The following is a 17592-nucleotide window of genomic DNA, read 5'->3' as shown; positions in this document are numbered from 1 at the left end:
AAGTATGATAAATGACCTTCACACATCACTTATTAGATTTTTCCTTTTGTATAAAAGATTTTAATTCATCAATAATTTCTGTTGATTTTTCTTCTTCAATCAACAGTTCGATTCCGTAATAATAACCATCATGGTAATCTTCATCCTGCCAGACGATATTTCCGTTTACTACGTGTTCTGACTCTAACTCAAAAGTAAGCTGGATGATAATTTCATTTTTTTTATAGTGCAAATCAAACTCTGTTGCTATTTTAGCACCACCAGGGCTAAGGTCGTAAAAAAAAGCTTCACCAGGATTGCTTTCAACTTCTTTTTCATTTACTTTTATAATTTGAAGTGTTCCAACTAATGGTTTTTTAAACACATAACGAAATCCTTCTTCACGTTTGTATCTCATTTATGCTTCCTCCATCACATGAAAAATGGGTAATAAATCATTGGGGTTTTGAATGATATAATCGGCTTGGTAATTTGAGTCTGGCTTTTCTCTGGAGCGATGATTCATCCAGATTGCTTTCCAGCCAACCTGTTTAGCACCAACAATATCATTTTCGAAAGAATCCCCGATATATATCGTGTTGTCTTTGCTCAACTTTAATTTTTCTTCTAAATGTTCAAAAACTTTATGGCTTGGTTTAGAGTGACCAACTCCTGCAGAAACAAAAATATTTTCTTTTGGAATCCACTTTGTAATACCAAGCTGATCTACTTTCATCATCTGGTGATCGACTTCTCCGTTAGTCAAAACCGCTAATTGGTAATGATTGGATGATAAATGATTTAGTAGCACTTCTATTTCTGAAAACAGGCTAATTTGATTTTGTTCGCGTAAATAAGCTTCCTGAAAAGCCACGGCTTCCTGATAGGATAAGTTCAGACCAAAGTCCTTACACGCTTGCGTAATTCGATAGGTTTGCAATTCAAGCGCTGTGATTTCCCCGTTCATATGTTTTTCAAAAACATTATCACTATATTTTCTACTCGTTAGATATAATGATTCAACTTGTTTTTTACTGTATGAAGCGTTTAATTGCTGATGAACAGCATTACGAAATGGTTGTAATTGATCATATAATGTATCGTCGACATCAAAAATAATAGTTTCCATTGTTATCTCATTCCTTTAGTTAATCCTCTGTAATACACTGATAAGTTTCATAGGAGTATATAACTTCTAGTGATTGAATAGCTTCGTTAGACATTTTACCATACTTTGAGGTTACTATCTGTTACGAAATGGCAACTTATTTAGTTAGCGTTATGCCTTAATAAAAATTTTACAGTAATTTCGATTGAAATGTTGTTAGAATCTTGTTATAATTTTCACAAAGTTAAACGACTATGTGTAACTGGCGAGGTGCGGATCGAACCGCAAGGGAGCACATAGTGTCGATAGCCGCTCGCCTGGGCAAAAGGTAAGGATATAGTCCTTACCTCTTTCTGTTTACAAAAATTAATAGGAGTGTGGTTAGATGAAACGAGTACACAATTTCTCAGCAGGTCCGTCAATGCTTCCATTAGCAGTTTTAGAAAAAGCACAAGCAGAATTACCGAATTACAAGGATTCTGGTATGTCGGTTATGGAGCTAAGTCACCGCTCGGGTTTGTTCACGGAGATCATTACCGATGCTGAAAACTTATTACGCGAATTGATGAATATACCAGATAATTACAAAGTGTTATTTGTTCAAGGTGGTGCGTCACAACAGTTTGCGGCAGTGCCGCTAAACCTAAAGAAGAATGGTAAGGCCGATTATGTTAACACTGGTTCATGGTCGAAAAAGGCGATGAAGGAAGCTAAGAAATTTATCGAGGTAAAGGAAATTGCTTCTTCAGAAGATGAAAATTTCACATATATTCCAAATATAGATGTAAACATGATTAGTCCTGATGCTGATTATGTGCATATTACAACCAATAATACGATAGAAGGAACAGCATTTCGTGCCATCCCTAATACAGGAGATGTACCATTAGTTGCGGACATGTCTTCTAATATTTTATCTGAAGAGGTCGATGTATCTAAATTTGGTGTCATTTATGCAGGGGCACAAAAAAATATCGGGCCTGCAGGTTTAACAGTCGTGATCGTTCGCGATGATCTAATTGGAGATGCATCAGACATATGCCCAACTATGTTAGATTACCAAACGCATAGTGAAAGTGGCTCCCTATACAATACACCACCAACTTATGGGGTTTACATGGCGAAATTAGTGTTTGAATGGGTCAAAGAATTAGGCGGTTTACAAGAGATTCAAGCACGTAACGAAAAGAAGGCAGAATTGCTTTATGATTATGTGGAACAATCTGATTTCTATGCTTCTCCGGTTCAGAAAGATAGCCGTTCGATTATGAATATACCTTTTATTATTCCAGGTCATGATTTAGATGGTGACTTTGTTAAACAAGCACAAGCAGAAGGATTGGAGACATTAAAAGGCCATCGCTCTGTAGGTGGTATGCGTGCAAGCATTTATAATGCAATGCCGATTGAAGGTGTAGAGGATTTAATTAGCTTTATGGAAAAATTTGAGAACGAACATAAATAATACAAAAGAAGCTGCCTGTTATATTAGGCAGCTTCTTTTGTATCATCGTCCGCAAGTTAACTTTATCAACCAAATGGAAGCGATATAAATGCTCGTTTTGGGCGATAAATTAGTATATCACCCAAAAGAGAGTGCATGGAATCCGCTTTTTGGTAGATATATCATTATATCGCCCAAAACAAGTATTTTTAAAAGGTGTCTTTGGCAGATAAAAAGCAAAAATTATTTGCCCTCTTCTTTAGTAGGCCCCATAACACCTGGAACCGTTAAACCTGCTTGGCGCAATAATACGGTCATTTGACCACGGTGGTGTGTTTGATGATCAATTAAAGTCCGAAGCATTGCACCCCTTGTTGTCGTCATACCCATGCTATCAATCTCTTCATTTAATTTTTCGTCCGTTAATTGATTCTGAGCCTCTGTGCGGATATCATGCACTATCTTTTTATATTCTTCTACAATGGTAGAGGCATTATCAGGGATTTGTTTGGGATCTGAAGCTTTAACTTCCAGTCCTACAATACTAGCAAAAAAGGCAGGCGAAGTGGCTAAATGCCATCCGAGCCATCCTAGAGTATTGTGTCCTTCCACAATTGCCTGATCTAATGTTTCATTTGTCAGTGATTCTAAAACTTTTGTAGTTCCTTGGGCTGCATTATCCCAATCATTGATAAAGTCATTTATTTTGCGATACATTTCTGTCACTCCTATTAAAGTACTACATTATAACTGTAACAGATGTAAGCTACATTTTTCATGCAAAGTGCCTTCAGAAACAGAAAGTATTTCTTCTATTTTTGCTTGTATGTGAATGTTCGCCAAATCATTTCTATCGGTCCCATCCTATGATAATGCAACCAAAGATGACTGTATCCGATTTGGACTAAAAAGATGAGAATTGTAATGCTAAAAGATGCTATGAGATTTAATTGTCCAAATAGTCCTAGACCAAAACTATAAAAAATCAGTAGGCAGATAAAGGTTTGCATCAGATAGTTTGTGAGAGCCATACGTCCAACTGATTGTAAATAATACAATCGTTGTCGCCAAATTTTATTTTGGAGTAAAAGTAACAAGCTAGTCATATAGAAAATAGCAAAAACAGGTCCGCTAATTACCTGACTCATATATTGGATGAAATAGAATGGTGAAGTAATCGTTTCTATCTGTTCATCTGCCCAAACTGCTAAAAAAGAAAATATCATACCGGTCAATCCACTATATTTTCGGGTTTTCTGTAGTTCCCTTTTATATGTACTTATTTGTGTGATATATCCACTTTTCCATATATACATACCTAATAAGAACATTGAGAAAATAACCGGTATCATCAAAACGTAACCTTGGTAGATGTATGCGATATCTATTAGTCGTTGTTTAAATATATCAACTACTGTCCCGTTAGCATAATAATAGATAGCATGTTCATAAATACTCGCTATCTGTACCGTAAAGGTAGAAAGGATGTTATTTCGAAAAATCATCCCGAAAGTAAGCATTAGAATTGGGAGGAGAGGTAAAGAGATGATCCATTTCAGTAGCACCTTTGGTTTGGTGTCGACAAACAAGAGTAATAGAAATCCTAGTAGTGCATAAATCGTCAAGATATCACCATACCAAAAGAAGAAAAGGTGTATCAACCCAATTATAAGCAAGAAGTATAATCTTCTTTTAAATAAAGTATTAACAGAAATCCCACGTGTTTTTAATCTGGTTAGAAATAAAGAAAAGCTAACACCAAACAGTATGGAAAATAGACTGACGAATTTAAATTCAAAAAAGAAAATCGTGATCCACTTTAGCCACTTTTCTGGAAGAGTAAGACTTTCGCTCATGTGAAACATGTCAGCATACAAAGCTGGTGTAGAAAAGTAATTAATGTTCACAACTAGAATGCCAAACAGGGCTATCCCCCTGATTACATCAAGTTCCACCAGTCGGTCCTTTTTATTCGTTGGAATGATCGCTTTATTCATTATGGCCTCCTTATTGTAAAAGTTATCCTAAATGAAAAGATGCGAAATTTATCAAAGAAGGTATGTGGGATAAATGGACGCTAACTTCCTGATAAGTTTCGCTATCAATAAGTGGAAGTCTTAGCTCCCACTTATATGAAGCCTATATATAAAGAAAATTCGTATCGATTAGCTATCCCTATTAGCAATTATAAAAGCATTCTAATGAAAATATATCCCAGTATTATGGGAGAGAAGGAAAACGGAAAAGAAAACACAGAAAAAGCAAGCACTACTTTTACAGGTGCTTGCTTTAAACATTAACTCGAATATTCTCTGATAGCTTCTGTTGTTAATTCAATTCCGCCACGGGCAGTTTGATGGACAATTACTTTGACTGTAGCTGCCTCAATTGCCCACATGATATCATCGGCAATTTGTGCTGCAAGTGATTCACAAAAAGCACCATGATCACGATAAGACCAAAGATAAAACTTTAATGATTTTGATTCGATACATTTGTCGCGAGGTGTATAAGAGATTTCTACGGTTCCAAAATCAGGTTGCCCCGTTTTAGGACAGACAGCCGTGAATTCTTGTGCACGAAAAGAAACATTTTGCACATTTGGTGCATCAAAAGCCTCTTGTTTAAGTACTTCTCTACCTTGCTCAACATTTTCCGGACGCGGCATTGGTCCCGAACGTGGTAAGTAATAATTCTCAGACATCGTTAATTTCCTCCTAGTTTTGATAAAGCAGGATGGTTTCGAACTGCTTTGAAAATTTAGTATATCAAACTACAAACTGTTGTGGCAAGGCTGTTAGCTAGATTACGTCTATGGATCCCTTGTCTAACTTGTAACTTTTTTTGGTTTTTGTTACTTGTAAATGTAATTGATCAGCATTTTGTGTGAGACTAAAGATTTCTTCAATGTGATAAATTTTATGCTCGAAATTATTTTCAATTAATGCCTGTGCGACACATGTGGCAACATTTGCTGTTACAGTTGCTTCTTCTTCGCTGCTGAATGTTAAATGGTTAGACCCATTTGTATCAAGTCCTTCCACTTTTACGATACATTGCTTAGACCCGTATTTCCAATTCTTTAGAAAGGTTAAAAATAGTTTGTTTAGCAACGGGATTTTAAGTAATTGATTCATTCTACTTTTACAAAGCCAATATAATGCTGTTGTCATTATGCTAGAGTCAAAACAGACCCGTGTTGAAATGGTTGGAACCTCTAATGTTTGATAAAGTGTTTGTTGATCTGGAAAGGGAAAGCGATACGTATAATGTTTTGTAGAATTGCCATCAAAGAAAGTTGCTTTTTTATCAGAAAAAGGTGTTTTCTTTATTTTTTGCCCATTTTGATAGATGGTAAAAGGACGGTAGGTTTGCATCAACATCCATTGCAGAGCTGCTTCTCCGTGTTCATCCCCGAGTCCAAGCAAGACATCAATATCTAGCCGGTGAATAGTGGGATACTGTTGTTGTATTCTACTAGCTAGTAGATTTGAAATGCCTGGAATGAACCCGACACTTAGAATAGCTGGAGCTGTAAATGTATCATTATTAAACTTATTTGCCATCGTTAAAAAATGCCGGTTTGCTGTTATATCAACGTAAGCAACGCCATTTTTTAAGCACTGTTCCATAAATGTTGTATCCTGTTGATCGATACAAACAATCACAAGTTTGATCTCTGAAAACCAATCTTCACTAATAGCTTGTTTCATAGAAAAGACAAGCGGCTTTACTTTGTTATTCGTTTCTTGGGCGAATTTTTCAGCCTTTGCTTTACTTCTTCCAGCGGCATAAACCTTGCCAGCAAATACTTTTGCCAATCTTTGAGTAATGATGCTACCGACATTACCATATCCGCCTATCACAATGATTTTATCCCTCATTTATTTCACCGTTCCTTCTTTTAGTACGATTGCGATTAGTTGATGTATTAGTCGATGCTTTTTTAGTCATGCCAATAACCTCCCTATATGATATAATTAATAATCATTCTCAATTATAATCAAACCATTGAATAAAACTATCCCATAAATAAGGGAGGGAGTTAGATGAATGAAGCAACTGTGGTGAGAGAAAGAGTCCGACAAAAATTGTATGCTCTTTGTTCGTTTGATGCTTGCTGTATTAGAACCGTTGATCCTAATAATTTGTTAACGACAGGTGCTTTGACCGATTCCGATATTGAAGAAATACATCCGCAATTATTTGTGAATGAATACTTGGAAGGAGATATTCATTCACAAGAGGAAATGGTGGTTTCTGGCATTCCTGTTAAGGTGTTAAGTAGTTCCATCTATGTTAAGAAAAGCAAACGACTACGAATGATTTTGCAACCAGCTGGGTTTAAAGATGAAATGAGAATTGCTTTTGTAACAGGGGATACATGCCTTGGATTTGCTAGTTTATATAGAAGACATCTGGCTTTTCACCTGGATGAAGTGAAGAAGATTCAGAAAAACATTAAAAATATTGTAAACATTCTAAATGAACATCTTTTAACTGCGACACATAAAGCAGCTCCATTAGCTATTCAACCGATGTTGATTATGTCGGAAACATTTACGATAATGTATCAAAATGATGAAGCGAGAAAATGGATTCATCAGCTTTGTGAGGAAGAGTCTATTAATAACAACCAACTTCCTCGTTCAATTCGTTCCATCTCTTATCGATTACTGAAAGAACATCAGCAATACACAAAGATTATGATGAGGGATAGTATAGGATTCTTATATGCTTTAGAAGCCTCGCGATTAACAGATTATGATGGGAAAACGGTAATAGTAATTAAGAAAAGTCCGATGTCACATGAGGATTGGTTTTTATATTTAACAAAATGTTATAAATGGACAGCTAAAGAATCAGAAATTATTCGTTATCTAATCAAAGGTGACACTACCAAAGAGATTGCCAAGCAATTATCGATTTCACCATATACCGTACAAGATCACCTGAAATCAATATTTTTCAAAACAGATATCAACACTAGAAGTAAATTAATCAGTATGGTAAATGGAAATTAGGATAAGAGAATTCAAAAAAAGAAAGCGTTTTATTTGGTTGTGACAGCAGTGATTCGTTACACTAAGAACATAAGATAATCCATCTTTAGGAGGAATAGAAAAATGAGCAGACATGAAGAACTAGTCCAAACCTTTACAAATCGTCACCCCTTACCACCATTAAAACCAGAGAACATTTGGAATGAGGAATTAAGCCAAGAAATCATGTCCTTAAATGATCAAGAGGTAACAGGAACAAACAACCCTTCATCTCTAGCAGTAAGTGCTACTAGATCAGGCTTATTATTGTGGAATGATGATTTGTATGGATCGCATACTATATCACAATCGATAAAAGAACCTGTCGGTAGCTACTGGCATGGCATTATGCATCGACAAGAAGCGGATTATGGAAACGCAAAATATTGGTTTTCAAATGTTGGAGAACATGAGGTTTATTCATCGCTTTATCAAGAGGCAATAAAAATTTTACCAGAAATAAAAGAATGGGGCAGTTGGAATCCAAATCTGTTTATTGATTTGGTGGAAGAAGAAGTATCGAAGAACAACGAACAGAGTGAAAAGGCGGAAAAGTTAAGACAAATCCAAGCAGTAGAATTCGCATTATTATTAGAGTTTAGTCGTTCGATATGATAAAAAAGGCAGACCGCTGTTAGAAGATTTTTGAAGCGGTCTGCATCATATTATATTAATAAGTAAGCTAATAAAATTCCAATCCAACCAAACACAAAGGAATAGATCAGATTATAGTAGGTAATATAGTATGGACTCTGCTTTAAACTCATGGAAATAATCGTAACAACAAGTCCATATGTACCAATCGGAACCGTTGATACCCCGCCAATAATTAAAATCACCGCAAGACTCATTGGACTTAATACATCCATTAACAACGAACTTATCCCACTAAGTATCCCTATTGTTGCAACAGGGTGAACCCCAAACATACTTAAACATACAAATAATAATTGAATCATGATTAAAATAACGATCGGATAATCCGCAAACAGAATGATTGGCTCTTGAGCGATCATTAATGCAGGAGATTCATTTAAGGTATTAGTAAATAGGGCAAGCGTAACAAATAAAACGATAAAATTGTGCATATTATTCATGCTATTTTTCCAACGTGTTGTACCAATCACCCAAAAGCTTTTCCAGCGTTTCATGACTAACGCCCAGACACATGCAAAAGGAAATACTAACAATGTGACGATCAGGATAAAATCGATATCAAGCAGATTGCCTAGCAAGATTACAAAAGCAAGAAAAGAGCTTAAAGCAATCGACAATTGTATGATCTTTGACCGTTTTTGATCGTTTTGCTTACGTTTAGGTGTAGCTTCTAGTGATGGATAATCATATTTGCGAAAGAACCAGCGTCCCCACAAACTATCGAGTGCATACATCAGAATAGTAATGAAGATCATCCAAGGTAGTAAAGCTGCGTAATTAACCCCGGTTATAAAGATCGCCATTGCTAATAATACTTCCAAAGGACTCCAAGGTAAGGCCAGTGAATAACCTCTTAAGGTTGTCATCATAATAAATTTATTGGCTATATTTTTCTTGAAAGGTTTAAGGTTATCAACCAGAACATCCTGGGCAATAGTGGCGGAAGATACATTTAAAAAGGCTGTTAAAGACATCATAGCAGTAGTACTTCTTTGATAGAGCTGTCCCAAATGTTGGACATTTCCTTGCAGTAGATGCTGCATCAGCTTATCAAATCGTCCCGCAGCAACCACACTATTCATCCAAGGCAAGACGGAAAGTAGAGCTAATAAGGACAAGTTTCTACCTAACAATGGAATAACCTCTACCCAGGTTAGACCTGTAGAGAAAAACAAGATAATGCCAATGGTGATAAAACCTGTCCCTAAAATTTGAAATAATTTTGATGCACGAAGAAAGCTGGTCATAAGCATGATCAGTGCTAAAAATCCTAAAGTGTATGAAAGTAGTGGATTCGGAAAAAATACAGAAATAATATGTAACAGAAAAACAATAGAGAAAAACCAAATCGTGTGCTTCATATGTTGTCCTTCTTTCATCAGGTCATGTACCTATGATAACATATCCCGTTTTAGTAGATGATGATCAAGTTTGGTTATTTATGATCGATTGTGATTGACAATGATCGAAAACGATTGTATACTGTGTGTAAGCGATTTAAAGTTGGGCGTAGGGAGATGAAAATGATGTTAACAGCAGAACGTCATGAGAAAATTTTATCCTTATTGAAAAAGAAGGAGATTATGACGGTAAAGAAAATCTGTGAAGATACACAGGCATCTGAATCCACCATTCGAAGAGATTTAACAGAACTAGAAAAGAAGCAATTGATTAAACGAGTGCATGGCGGTGCTTCTTTGCTAAAAAAGAAACGGGATGAACCTTCGTTATTAGAAAAAACAAGCAAAAATCAGCAAGCTAAAAACGCCATTGCTAAAAGAGCAGCAAATTTAGTAGAAAATGGTGACACTATATATCTTGATGCAGGTTCATCAACGATAGAATTAATCCCTTTTCTGAAGGATAAAGCAGTAGTGGTCGTCACGAATGGTATTCCCCATGTCCAGCTGTTAATTGAATACGGTATTGAAACATATGTCATTGCAGGTAAAGCCAAGAAAGGTACGGCAGCTTTAGTAGGTACTAAGGCGGTTGATGCGATTAAAGAATATCGTTTTGACAAATGTTTTTTAGGGATAAATGGTATCCATCCAGAACACGGCTTAACAACTCCAGACCCAGAAGAAGGTAGTGTCAAGCAAATGGCGCTTCTGCAATCACAATCAAAATTTGTGTTAGCAGATCCTTCGAAGTTTGGCGAAATAGCTTTTGCTAATGTTGGCGATGTTTCTGATGTGCATATTATTACATCCGAAGGGATAGAAGATGAACTAATCCAACAGATTAAAAACTTATCAACAGTAGAGGAGGTTCAAGTATGATTTATACTGTGACACTAAACCCGGCAATCGATTACGTTGTACAAGTGGAAAAGTTCCGTGCGGGTCAAGTAAACCGAAGCAAAGCAGATTATAAAGAAGCAGGGGGAAAGGGAATTAATGTTTCTCGAGTCCTGGATCGTTTTGGCGTATCATCGACTGCTTTAGGATTTGTCGGAGGTTTCACCGGTAAGTTTATTACAGACTATCTCACCAGTATGGAGATTCGTCATCGGTTTGTCGAATTAACGGAAGATACCAGGATTAATGTAAAAATGAAATCAGAAGCTGAAGAAACGGAGATGAATGGTGTGTCTCCTACGATTGAAGACAACCATTATCAAGAATTGTTAAACCAATTAAAAGGATTATCGAGCGAGGATATCGTTGTTTTAGCTGGCAGTTTACCGCAATCACTTTCCAAAAGTGCTTATCGGGATATGGTAGCAATGCTAAATGAGAAAGGTGTTCCAACTATTTTAGACACAAGTGGTGCTCCACTTACAGAAGCTATTCAAGCAAGTCCCGCTTTTATTAAGCCGAACCATCATGAACTAGCCGATTTATTTGATGAAGAAATTAATAATGATGAGGACATTATTGCCTTAGCAAAACGTCTTCATAACGAGCAAGAAATCGAGCATGTATTAGTATCGATGGCGAAAGACGGTGCGATCTATGTTGGAAGTGCAGGTGTTTTCAAATTGAGTGCACCTAAAGGACATGCTGTTCATTCGGTTGGGGCAGGCGATTCTGCCGTAGCTGGATTTATATATAAATGGCAAGAAACAAATAATGCACGTGAAGCAGCACAATTCGCAGTAGCAGCAGGCAGTGCAACAGCTTTTTCGAAAACATTATGCACGAAAGCAGAAGTAGAGGCGTTACTGCCACAAGTAGTAGTAAAAGAAATAGAATAGTTTCCATAACAAACGCGTGCATGATGAACAGAGGGCACCTTTTAGAGAATAAAAATACATGAGAGGATGAGGAACATGAAAATAACAGAGCTTTTGCGAAAAGACATTATGTTATTGGACGTAAATGCCCAGTCAAAAGAAGCGATTATTGAAGAAATGGCAGGCCAATTGGCTAAAGGGAATTATTTAAATGATCAACAACAATTTGTTCAAGCGATCTGGGATAGAGAAAATCAAAGCAGTACAGGAGTCGGAGATAATGTAGCCATTCCCCATGCAAAAACGAATGCAGTAGCTACTCCGGCGATTGTATTTGCAAGATCTAAATCAGGTTTAGATTATGATTCATTAGACGGTAAACCGGCACATCTCTTTTTCATGATTGCAGCGAGTGAAGGTGCGAACAATGACCATTTACAAACCTTATCTCGATTATCAACATTGCTTATTGATGAAGATTTCCGTAACCAATTAATGGAAGCGGATTCTGAGGAACAAATATTACGTATTATTGATGAAAAAGAGGAAGAAAAGTTAGGAAAAGAAGAAACAGAAGCAAGCAACCAATCATCTGGACCAGAAATTCTTGCGGTAACTGGTTGTCCTACTGGTATTGCACATACCTATATGGCAGCAGATGCCTTAAAAGATAAAGCAAAAGAGTTGGGTGTCTCGATAAAGGTAGAAACAAATGGCTCAGATGGTGTCAAGAACAGACTAACAGATGCTGATATTGCCAATGCGAAGGCGATTATCATTGCAGCTGACACTAAAGTAGAGATGGACCGTTTTGATGGAAAACAAGTATTAAGAAGAGGTGTCACAGACGGAATTCGCAAGCCAGAAGAACTTATTAATACGGCACTAAGTGGAGATGCACCGATTTATGAAGGTGATGGGAGTGGCAGTTCTGGTTCAAGCGGTGAAAGAACTGGTTTTTATAAACACTTAATGAATGGTGTTTCGAACATGCTTCCATTTGTTGTCGGTGGTGGTGTTTTAATTGCAATATCATTCTTCTTTGGTATTAATTCAGCAGATCCTGAGAGCTCACAGTATAATGCCTTTGCAGCTGCTATAAATGAGATCGGTGGGCAATATGGTTTTGGTTTAATGGTTGCTGTTTTAGCAGGTTTCATCGGTATGAGTATAGCTGATCGACCAGGTTTTGCCCCAGCAATGATCGGTGGTTTTATGGCATCGACAGGCGGAGCAGGTTTCCTTGGTGGTTTAATTGCAGGTTTCTTAGGTGGTTATGTAGCTGTAGGTGTGAAGAAGCTTTTAGCAGGTATGCCGAAGTCTTTTGATGGTATTAAAACAATTTTATTTTATCCAGTTATTAATATATTTGTTACCGGCCTTATCATGTTTATCATTATTGAACCAATTGCCAATATCATGACAGGATTAGAATCATGGTTAGGTGGATTGACAGGTGCTAACGCGCTATTGTTAGGTCTGATTTTAGGTGGAATGATGGCAGTTGATATGGGAGGTCCTATCAATAAGACAGCATTTACCTTTGGTATTGCAATGATCGAAGCAGGTAATTTAGGACCACATGCAGCTGTTATGGCAGGTGGAATGGTGCCACCATTAGCATTGGCACTTGCAACTACTTTCTTCCGTAACAAATTTACGAAAGAAGAACAAGATGCAGGTAAAACCAATTATGCCTTAGGTTCCTTCTTTATTACAGAAGGTGCGATACCGTTTGCCGCAGCAGATCCGGGCAGGGTTATTCCTTCCATTATTGTCGGTTCATCGGTAGCAGGTGGTTTAGCATTATTATTTGGTGTCGGTTTACCAGCACCACATGGCGGAATTTTCGTTATTCCTACTGTAGAAGGAAGCTGGTTGATGTATATTATCGCCATCTTAATTGGTGCGATCATATCAGCGCTAATGATTGGATTTTGGAAGAAACCAATTGATAAAAAATAATAGATCAAAGCTATTTCCTTTTGGAGGAATAGCTTTTTTCTTTTTATGTAAAGTGGATGGACATAGATAAAGTATGTTTGTTATGATAACGTAAAAATAGGAATCCACTTTGAAAAGGAGCTCGTTGACGATGCCAAAAGCTAAAAATTATGAACAAGGGTACAAAAAATATACATCTAAGGCAAAAGAGTACTTTCAAAATAAAAAGAAATCAGAAAACCTTTTAAATGAAGCAGTGAATAAAGCCAATCAGAAAAAGGGGCGACTTGAAGAAGTATGGGAAAAGCTCCAATTACTTTTAGAAATGTTCCGATCATGGATCAAAGGAGAGTATAAAGAAATACCCAAAGGCTCTATTATTATGATTATTGCAACTATTTTATATTTTGTTTCTCCGATCGACTTAATACCGGACTTTATCGTTGGCTTAGGTTTCTTTGATGATGCAGCAGTTATAGGATTTGCCATCAAACAAATTTCAGAGGATATAGACAGGTACATTAATTGGAAAAATAGTAAGAAATTTATTGAGCAGGATACTGAGGAATAATTTTTAAAAAATCTGCAAGAAGAGCAGTGAGAAATGCAAGAAGGAGAGGAAATTTGCAAGAAGAGCGGTGTGAAATGCAAGAAGGAGAAGAAATCTGCAAGAAGAACAAAGTAAGATGCAAATAAGAAAAATCCGAACCCTCAGAAAGCTCGGATTTTTCTACTATTATCCACTTACAAGTAATTTCTTATCTTTAAATACTCTAGCACTTCTGCGACTGCTTCTTCCACAGACTTACTTTCCGTATCAATTACTAACTCAGGAGCGATCGGTTTCTCATAAGGCGCATCAATACCTGTGAAACCTTTAATCTCACCGGATCGTGCTTTTTGATAAAGACCTTTTGGATCGCGCGCTTCACAGCTTTCCAAACTACACTTTACATATACTTCGATGAACTCGCCATCTGGTATTATTTGTCTAACATTATCCCGGTCTTCCCTATAAGGAGAAATAAAGGCTGTTAATGTGAAAAGGCCCGCATCATTTAATAGTTTGGAGACCTCACCAATTCGTCTAATGTTCTCTTTCCGATCGTTAGGAGTGAAGCCCAGGTTAGCGTTTAATCCATGGCGAATATTATCTCCATCTAGGCGATAAGAACGAACCCCTCTTTCATGCAATGCTTTTTCCAAAGCGACTGTGAGTGTGGATTTTCCAGAGCCAGATAAACCTGTAAACCACAATACCGGACTCTGATGGTTGTTTTGTTTGATGCGATCCTGCTTGGTGATTACAGAGTCATGCCAAACGATATTTTTTGTTTCTGTCATTGCTTTGAACCCCTTTGTAATCCTTTGATTAATACTTCTGCCACCTCTGGTCTAGAGAATTGTCGCGGTAAAGACTCGCCATTACGTAACATTTCTCTCACTTTGGTTCCACTTAAATGAACGTGCTCAGACTTATCATGTGGGCAGGTTTTTTGAGAGGCCATATTCTCACATTTGTTGCAATAAAAGGCATGCTCAAACTTGAAAATCTGAATACCTAATTCATCTTGATATTTTGAGATTAATTCCTGTGCTTCATAAGTACCATAATAATTACCGACTCCTGCATGATCTCGACCTACAATAAAATGGGTACATCCATAATTTTGGCGAACAATTGCATGTAAAATTGCTTCGCGAGGTCCAGCATAGCGCATCGCAGCAGGGTAAATGACTAATCTAGTACGATCTTTCGGGTAATAATGCTTTAAAATCGTTTGATAGCTCTCCATCCGAATATCTGCTGGAATGTCATCTGACTTGGTCTCACCAACTAAAGGATTTAATAATAAGCCATCAACCGTTTCTAACGCACATTTTTGAATATATTCATGTGCGCGGTGGACAGGGTTCCTTGTTTGAAATCCGACAACTGTTTTCCAGCCTAGATCTTGAAATAATTGTCTCGTTTCAGTAGGGTCGAGATGAAAATCTTTAAATTGATCATGCTTAGGACGATTCACTAAAGCAATCGGTCCTGCTAAATAGACATTACCTTTCTCATAAAGCTTTTTAACTCCTGGGTGTGCTTGATCTGTAGTACCATATACGGAAGCTGCTTCTTTTTGTTTATCATACCTATATTTTTCCTGTAGATCTAAGGTACCATAAAGAATACCATCCTCGCCGTACAGTGCAATCGTTTCTCCAATATTTAATGAGTCTGCTTCTTTCTCTGTTACTGCTAGAGTAATAGGAATACTCCAGACGTTGCCATCTTTTAAGTGGAGGTTATTTACTACTTCTAAATAGTCTTCTTCTCCCAGGAAGCCTGTCAGTGGACTAAAGCCACCAATTCCGATCAATTCCAAATCAGAGATACTCCAGGCATTGATGGTGAGGGAGTTAAAGTTTTTCGCTTCCGATAAAAGTTTTTCTCTTTCTACCCCTGTTACTTCACGATTGACGAGACTACCACCATGTGCGGAAATCGTCTCATTTAATTTTTCCTTAATTGCTACCATTATAAAGCTCCTTTCTGCTCGCGATGAAATTGTCTACCATCATATACTTCCTCTACATATCCTTTGCGGACCACAAAATCTCCAAAGTATTCTTTCTCTAAGCGGTTTGTTGCAAAGTCGTGAAATAAATCTTTTAATAGTGAGAGAATTTCAGCTTCTCCGATATTTTCACGATATAATTGATTTAATCTGTCACCAATAAAACTACCACCTAAATAAAAGTTGTATTTTCCTGGCGCTTTACCAATAAAAGCAATTTCGGCAAGAGCAGGTCGTGAACAGCCATTGGGACAACCGGACATTCGAATCACGATTTCCTTTTCCTGGATTCCTTCTGCTGCTAAGAGCCCTTCAATTTTGTCGATTAAAGAAGGTAAATAACGTTCTGACTCTGCCATGGCCAACCCACACGTGGGTAGTGCAACACAAGCGATTGAGTTTCGGCGTAATCCAGAATAATGCTTACCATCAGTGATGCCGTACATTTCGATAATTTCCTGGATTTTTTTCTTTTTTGGTGCTGTCACATTCGCAAGCACTAAATTTTGGTTTGGTGTTAATCGGAAATCACCAGTATGAATTTGAGCAATTTCACGTAATGCTGTCATTAATTGATAGTCATCTGTATCTTTTACTCGGCCATTTTCAACAAAAAGGGTGAGGTGCCACCTGTTTTTGCCCTTTATCCAGCCATATCTGTCACCATTATGATCAAAATGATAGTTCTTCGCTTCCTCAAGTTCCCAGCTTAATCGTTCTGCCAATTCTTGTTTAAACCAATCCAGACCATAGCGATCAATCGTATATTTGAAGCGCGCATTTTTACGATTCTCACGGTTTCCATAATCACGTTGAATGGTCACTACTTTTTCGGCAACTTCAATGACGTCTTTTTTATCACAATACCCGGCGATTTTCCCTACTTGAGGATAGGTCTCCGTATTTCCATGGGTAGAGCCCATACCGCCACCGACCACGACATTGAAGCCTTTTACTTCATTGTCATCGATAATCGCGATTAATCCTAGATCTTGCGAAAAGACATCGACATCATTCGAAGGGGGAGCAGCGATTCCAATTTTGAACTTTCTAGGTAAATACGTTTTTCCGTAGATTGGCTCGGCTTCTTGTTTGGAATCTATTATTTTTTCCTGATCCAACCATATTTCATGATAGGCGCCTGTTTTTGGTGAGAGATGATCGCTGATTTTTTGTGCCCAATCCTGAATTTCCTGGTGAATCTCCGATTGATACGGATTTGGATTACACATGACATTTCGATTGACATCACCACAGGCGGCGATTGTGGTCATTAATTCATCGTTAATTGTTTTTATCGTATCTTTTAAATTCCACTTCAAAATACCGTGTAATTGAAAAGCTTGACGTGTCGTTAATTTAATTGTTCCGTCTCCATATTTTTGCGCTAACTCATCTACCGCTAACCATTGTTTAGCTGTTGAGACACCACCTGGAATGGCGACCCGCAGCATAAATTGGTAGGCTGGTTCTAACTTTTGTTTGCGTCTTTCATCCCGAATGTCGCGATCATCTTGTTGATAACTGCCGTGAAATTTCAACAGTTTTGTATCATCGTCTGAGATCGATGCGGTAATTGGATCTTGTAACCCTTCTTTAATGGTCCCCCGCAAAAACTGACTATCTTCTTTTAATATTTCAATTGGATCTAATTTTTTTGATTGATCTGCCAT

At 37.3% G+C, this 17592-nt stretch carries 17 protein-coding genes and 1 riboswitch; of the genes, 7 read left to right on the top strand and 10 right to left on the bottom strand.

Annotated elements, in window-relative coordinates:
• Positions 1-25: 25 nt before the first annotated feature.
• The gene (locus tag BN3107_RS17845; RefSeq protein ID WP_058308973.1) at positions 26-397 is read right to left on the bottom strand and encodes a PilZ domain-containing protein; all 372 of its coding nucleotides are present in this window, start codon (positions 395-397) and stop codon (positions 26-28) included.
• Entirely contained in the window at positions 398-1108 is a 711-nt protein-coding gene (locus BN3107_RS17840; RefSeq protein WP_058308972.1) for an HAD family hydrolase, read from the bottom strand.
• A gap of 227 nt (positions 1109-1335) precedes the next feature.
• A riboswitch (ZMP/ZTP riboswitch) is annotated at positions 1336-1417 on the top strand.
• A gap of 55 nt (positions 1418-1472) precedes the next feature.
• Here BN3107_RS17840 and serC point away from each other — a divergent pair.
• Complete coding sequence (serC, locus tag BN3107_RS17835; protein WP_058308971.1) at positions 1473-2552, top strand: 3-phosphoserine/phosphohydroxythreonine transaminase; 1080 nt, start codon at positions 1473-1475, stop codon at positions 2550-2552.
• A gap of 222 nt (positions 2553-2774) precedes the next feature.
• On the opposite strand, the gene BN3107_RS17830 is transcribed toward serC, so the two are convergent.
• The 4 genes from BN3107_RS17830 to BN3107_RS17815 all read right to left on the bottom strand — a co-directional run bounded on the left by BN3107_RS17830 (position 2775) and on the right by BN3107_RS17815 (position 6415).
• Complete coding sequence (locus tag BN3107_RS17830; RefSeq protein ID WP_058308970.1) at positions 2775-3248, bottom strand: DinB family protein; 474 nt, start codon at positions 3246-3248, stop codon at positions 2775-2777.
• A gap of 95 nt (positions 3249-3343) precedes the next feature.
• A complete protein-coding gene (locus BN3107_RS17825) occupies positions 3344-4528 on the bottom strand; it encodes a DUF418 domain-containing protein (protein WP_058308969.1) in 1185 nt (394 codons plus the stop codon).
• A 299-nt stretch (positions 4529-4827) separates the two neighbouring features.
• Positions 4828-5235, bottom strand: coding sequence for a preQ(1) synthase (gene queF, locus BN3107_RS17820; RefSeq protein ID WP_058308968.1), 408 nt, complete (start codon positions 5233-5235; stop codon positions 4828-4830).
• 97 nt (positions 5236-5332) lie between these two features.
• A complete protein-coding gene (locus BN3107_RS17815; RefSeq protein WP_058308967.1) occupies positions 5333-6415 on the bottom strand; it encodes a saccharopine dehydrogenase NADP-binding domain-containing protein in 1083 nt (360 codons plus the stop codon).
• A 165-nt stretch (positions 6416-6580) separates the two neighbouring features.
• Between BN3107_RS17815 and BN3107_RS17810 the strand changes: the two genes are divergently transcribed.
• The gene (locus BN3107_RS17810) at positions 6581-7555 is read left to right on the top strand and encodes a helix-turn-helix transcriptional regulator (RefSeq protein WP_058308966.1); all 975 of its coding nucleotides are present in this window, start codon (positions 6581-6583) and stop codon (positions 7553-7555) included.
• Between the two features lie 102 nt (positions 7556-7657).
• Entirely contained in the window at positions 7658-8188 is a 531-nt protein-coding gene (locus BN3107_RS17805) for a hypothetical protein (protein WP_058308965.1), read from the top strand.
• Between the two features lie 50 nt (positions 8189-8238).
• Here the strand turns inward: BN3107_RS17805 and BN3107_RS17800 are convergent, their stop codons facing one another.
• Complete coding sequence (locus BN3107_RS17800) at positions 8239-9591, bottom strand: hypothetical protein (RefSeq protein ID WP_058308964.1); 1353 nt, start codon at positions 9589-9591, stop codon at positions 8239-8241.
• Positions 9592-9756: 165 nt separating this feature from the next.
• Between BN3107_RS17800 and BN3107_RS17795 the strand changes: the two genes are divergently transcribed.
• From BN3107_RS17795 to BN3107_RS17780, 4 genes are all read left to right on the top strand, one after another.
• Positions 9757-10512 carry a DeoR/GlpR family DNA-binding transcription regulator gene (locus BN3107_RS17795; protein WP_058308963.1) on the top strand — a complete coding sequence of 252 codons (756 nt, stop codon included), beginning with the start codon at positions 9757-9759 and terminating at the stop codon, positions 10510-10512.
• Positions 10509-11429, top strand: a complete 921-nt coding sequence (gene pfkB / locus BN3107_RS17790) for a 1-phosphofructokinase (protein ID WP_058308962.1) — start codon at positions 10509-10511, stop codon at positions 11427-11429. The genes BN3107_RS17795 and pfkB overlap by 4 nt, the downstream gene beginning before the upstream one ends.
• Positions 11430-11504: 75 nt before the next feature.
• Positions 11505-13373, top strand: coding sequence for a PTS fructose transporter subunit IIABC (locus BN3107_RS17785; protein ID WP_058308961.1), 1869 nt, complete (start codon positions 11505-11507; stop codon positions 13371-13373).
• Positions 13374-13503: 130 nt separating this feature from the next.
• A complete protein-coding gene (locus BN3107_RS17780; protein ID WP_058308960.1) occupies positions 13504-13923 on the top strand; it encodes a YkvA family protein in 420 nt (139 codons plus the stop codon).
• Between the two features lie 173 nt (positions 13924-14096).
• Here the strand turns inward: BN3107_RS17780 and cysC are convergent, their stop codons facing one another.
• The 3 genes from cysC to cysI are packed head-to-tail and all read right to left on the bottom strand — an operon-like array spanning position 14097 to position 17592.
• Entirely contained in the window at positions 14097-14696 is a 600-nt protein-coding gene (gene cysC / locus BN3107_RS17775) for an adenylyl-sulfate kinase (RefSeq protein WP_058308959.1), read from the bottom strand.
• A complete protein-coding gene (sat, locus tag BN3107_RS17770; protein WP_058308958.1) occupies positions 14693-15880 on the bottom strand; it encodes a sulfate adenylyltransferase in 1188 nt (395 codons plus the stop codon). Before sat ends, cysC begins: the two co-directional genes overlap by 4 nt.
• On the bottom strand, positions 15880-17592 hold the full coding sequence (gene cysI / locus BN3107_RS17765) for an assimilatory sulfite reductase (NADPH) hemoprotein subunit (protein WP_058308957.1): 1713 nt from the start codon (positions 17590-17592) through the stop codon (positions 15880-15882). Before cysI ends, sat begins: the two co-directional genes overlap by 1 nt.

Source organism: Gracilibacillus massiliensis, assembly GCF_001458115.1.
GTDB lineage: Bacteria > Bacillota > Bacilli > Bacillales > Amphibacillaceae > Gracilibacillus > Gracilibacillus massiliensis.
This window is presented reverse-complemented; position numbering and strand designations above follow the sequence as displayed.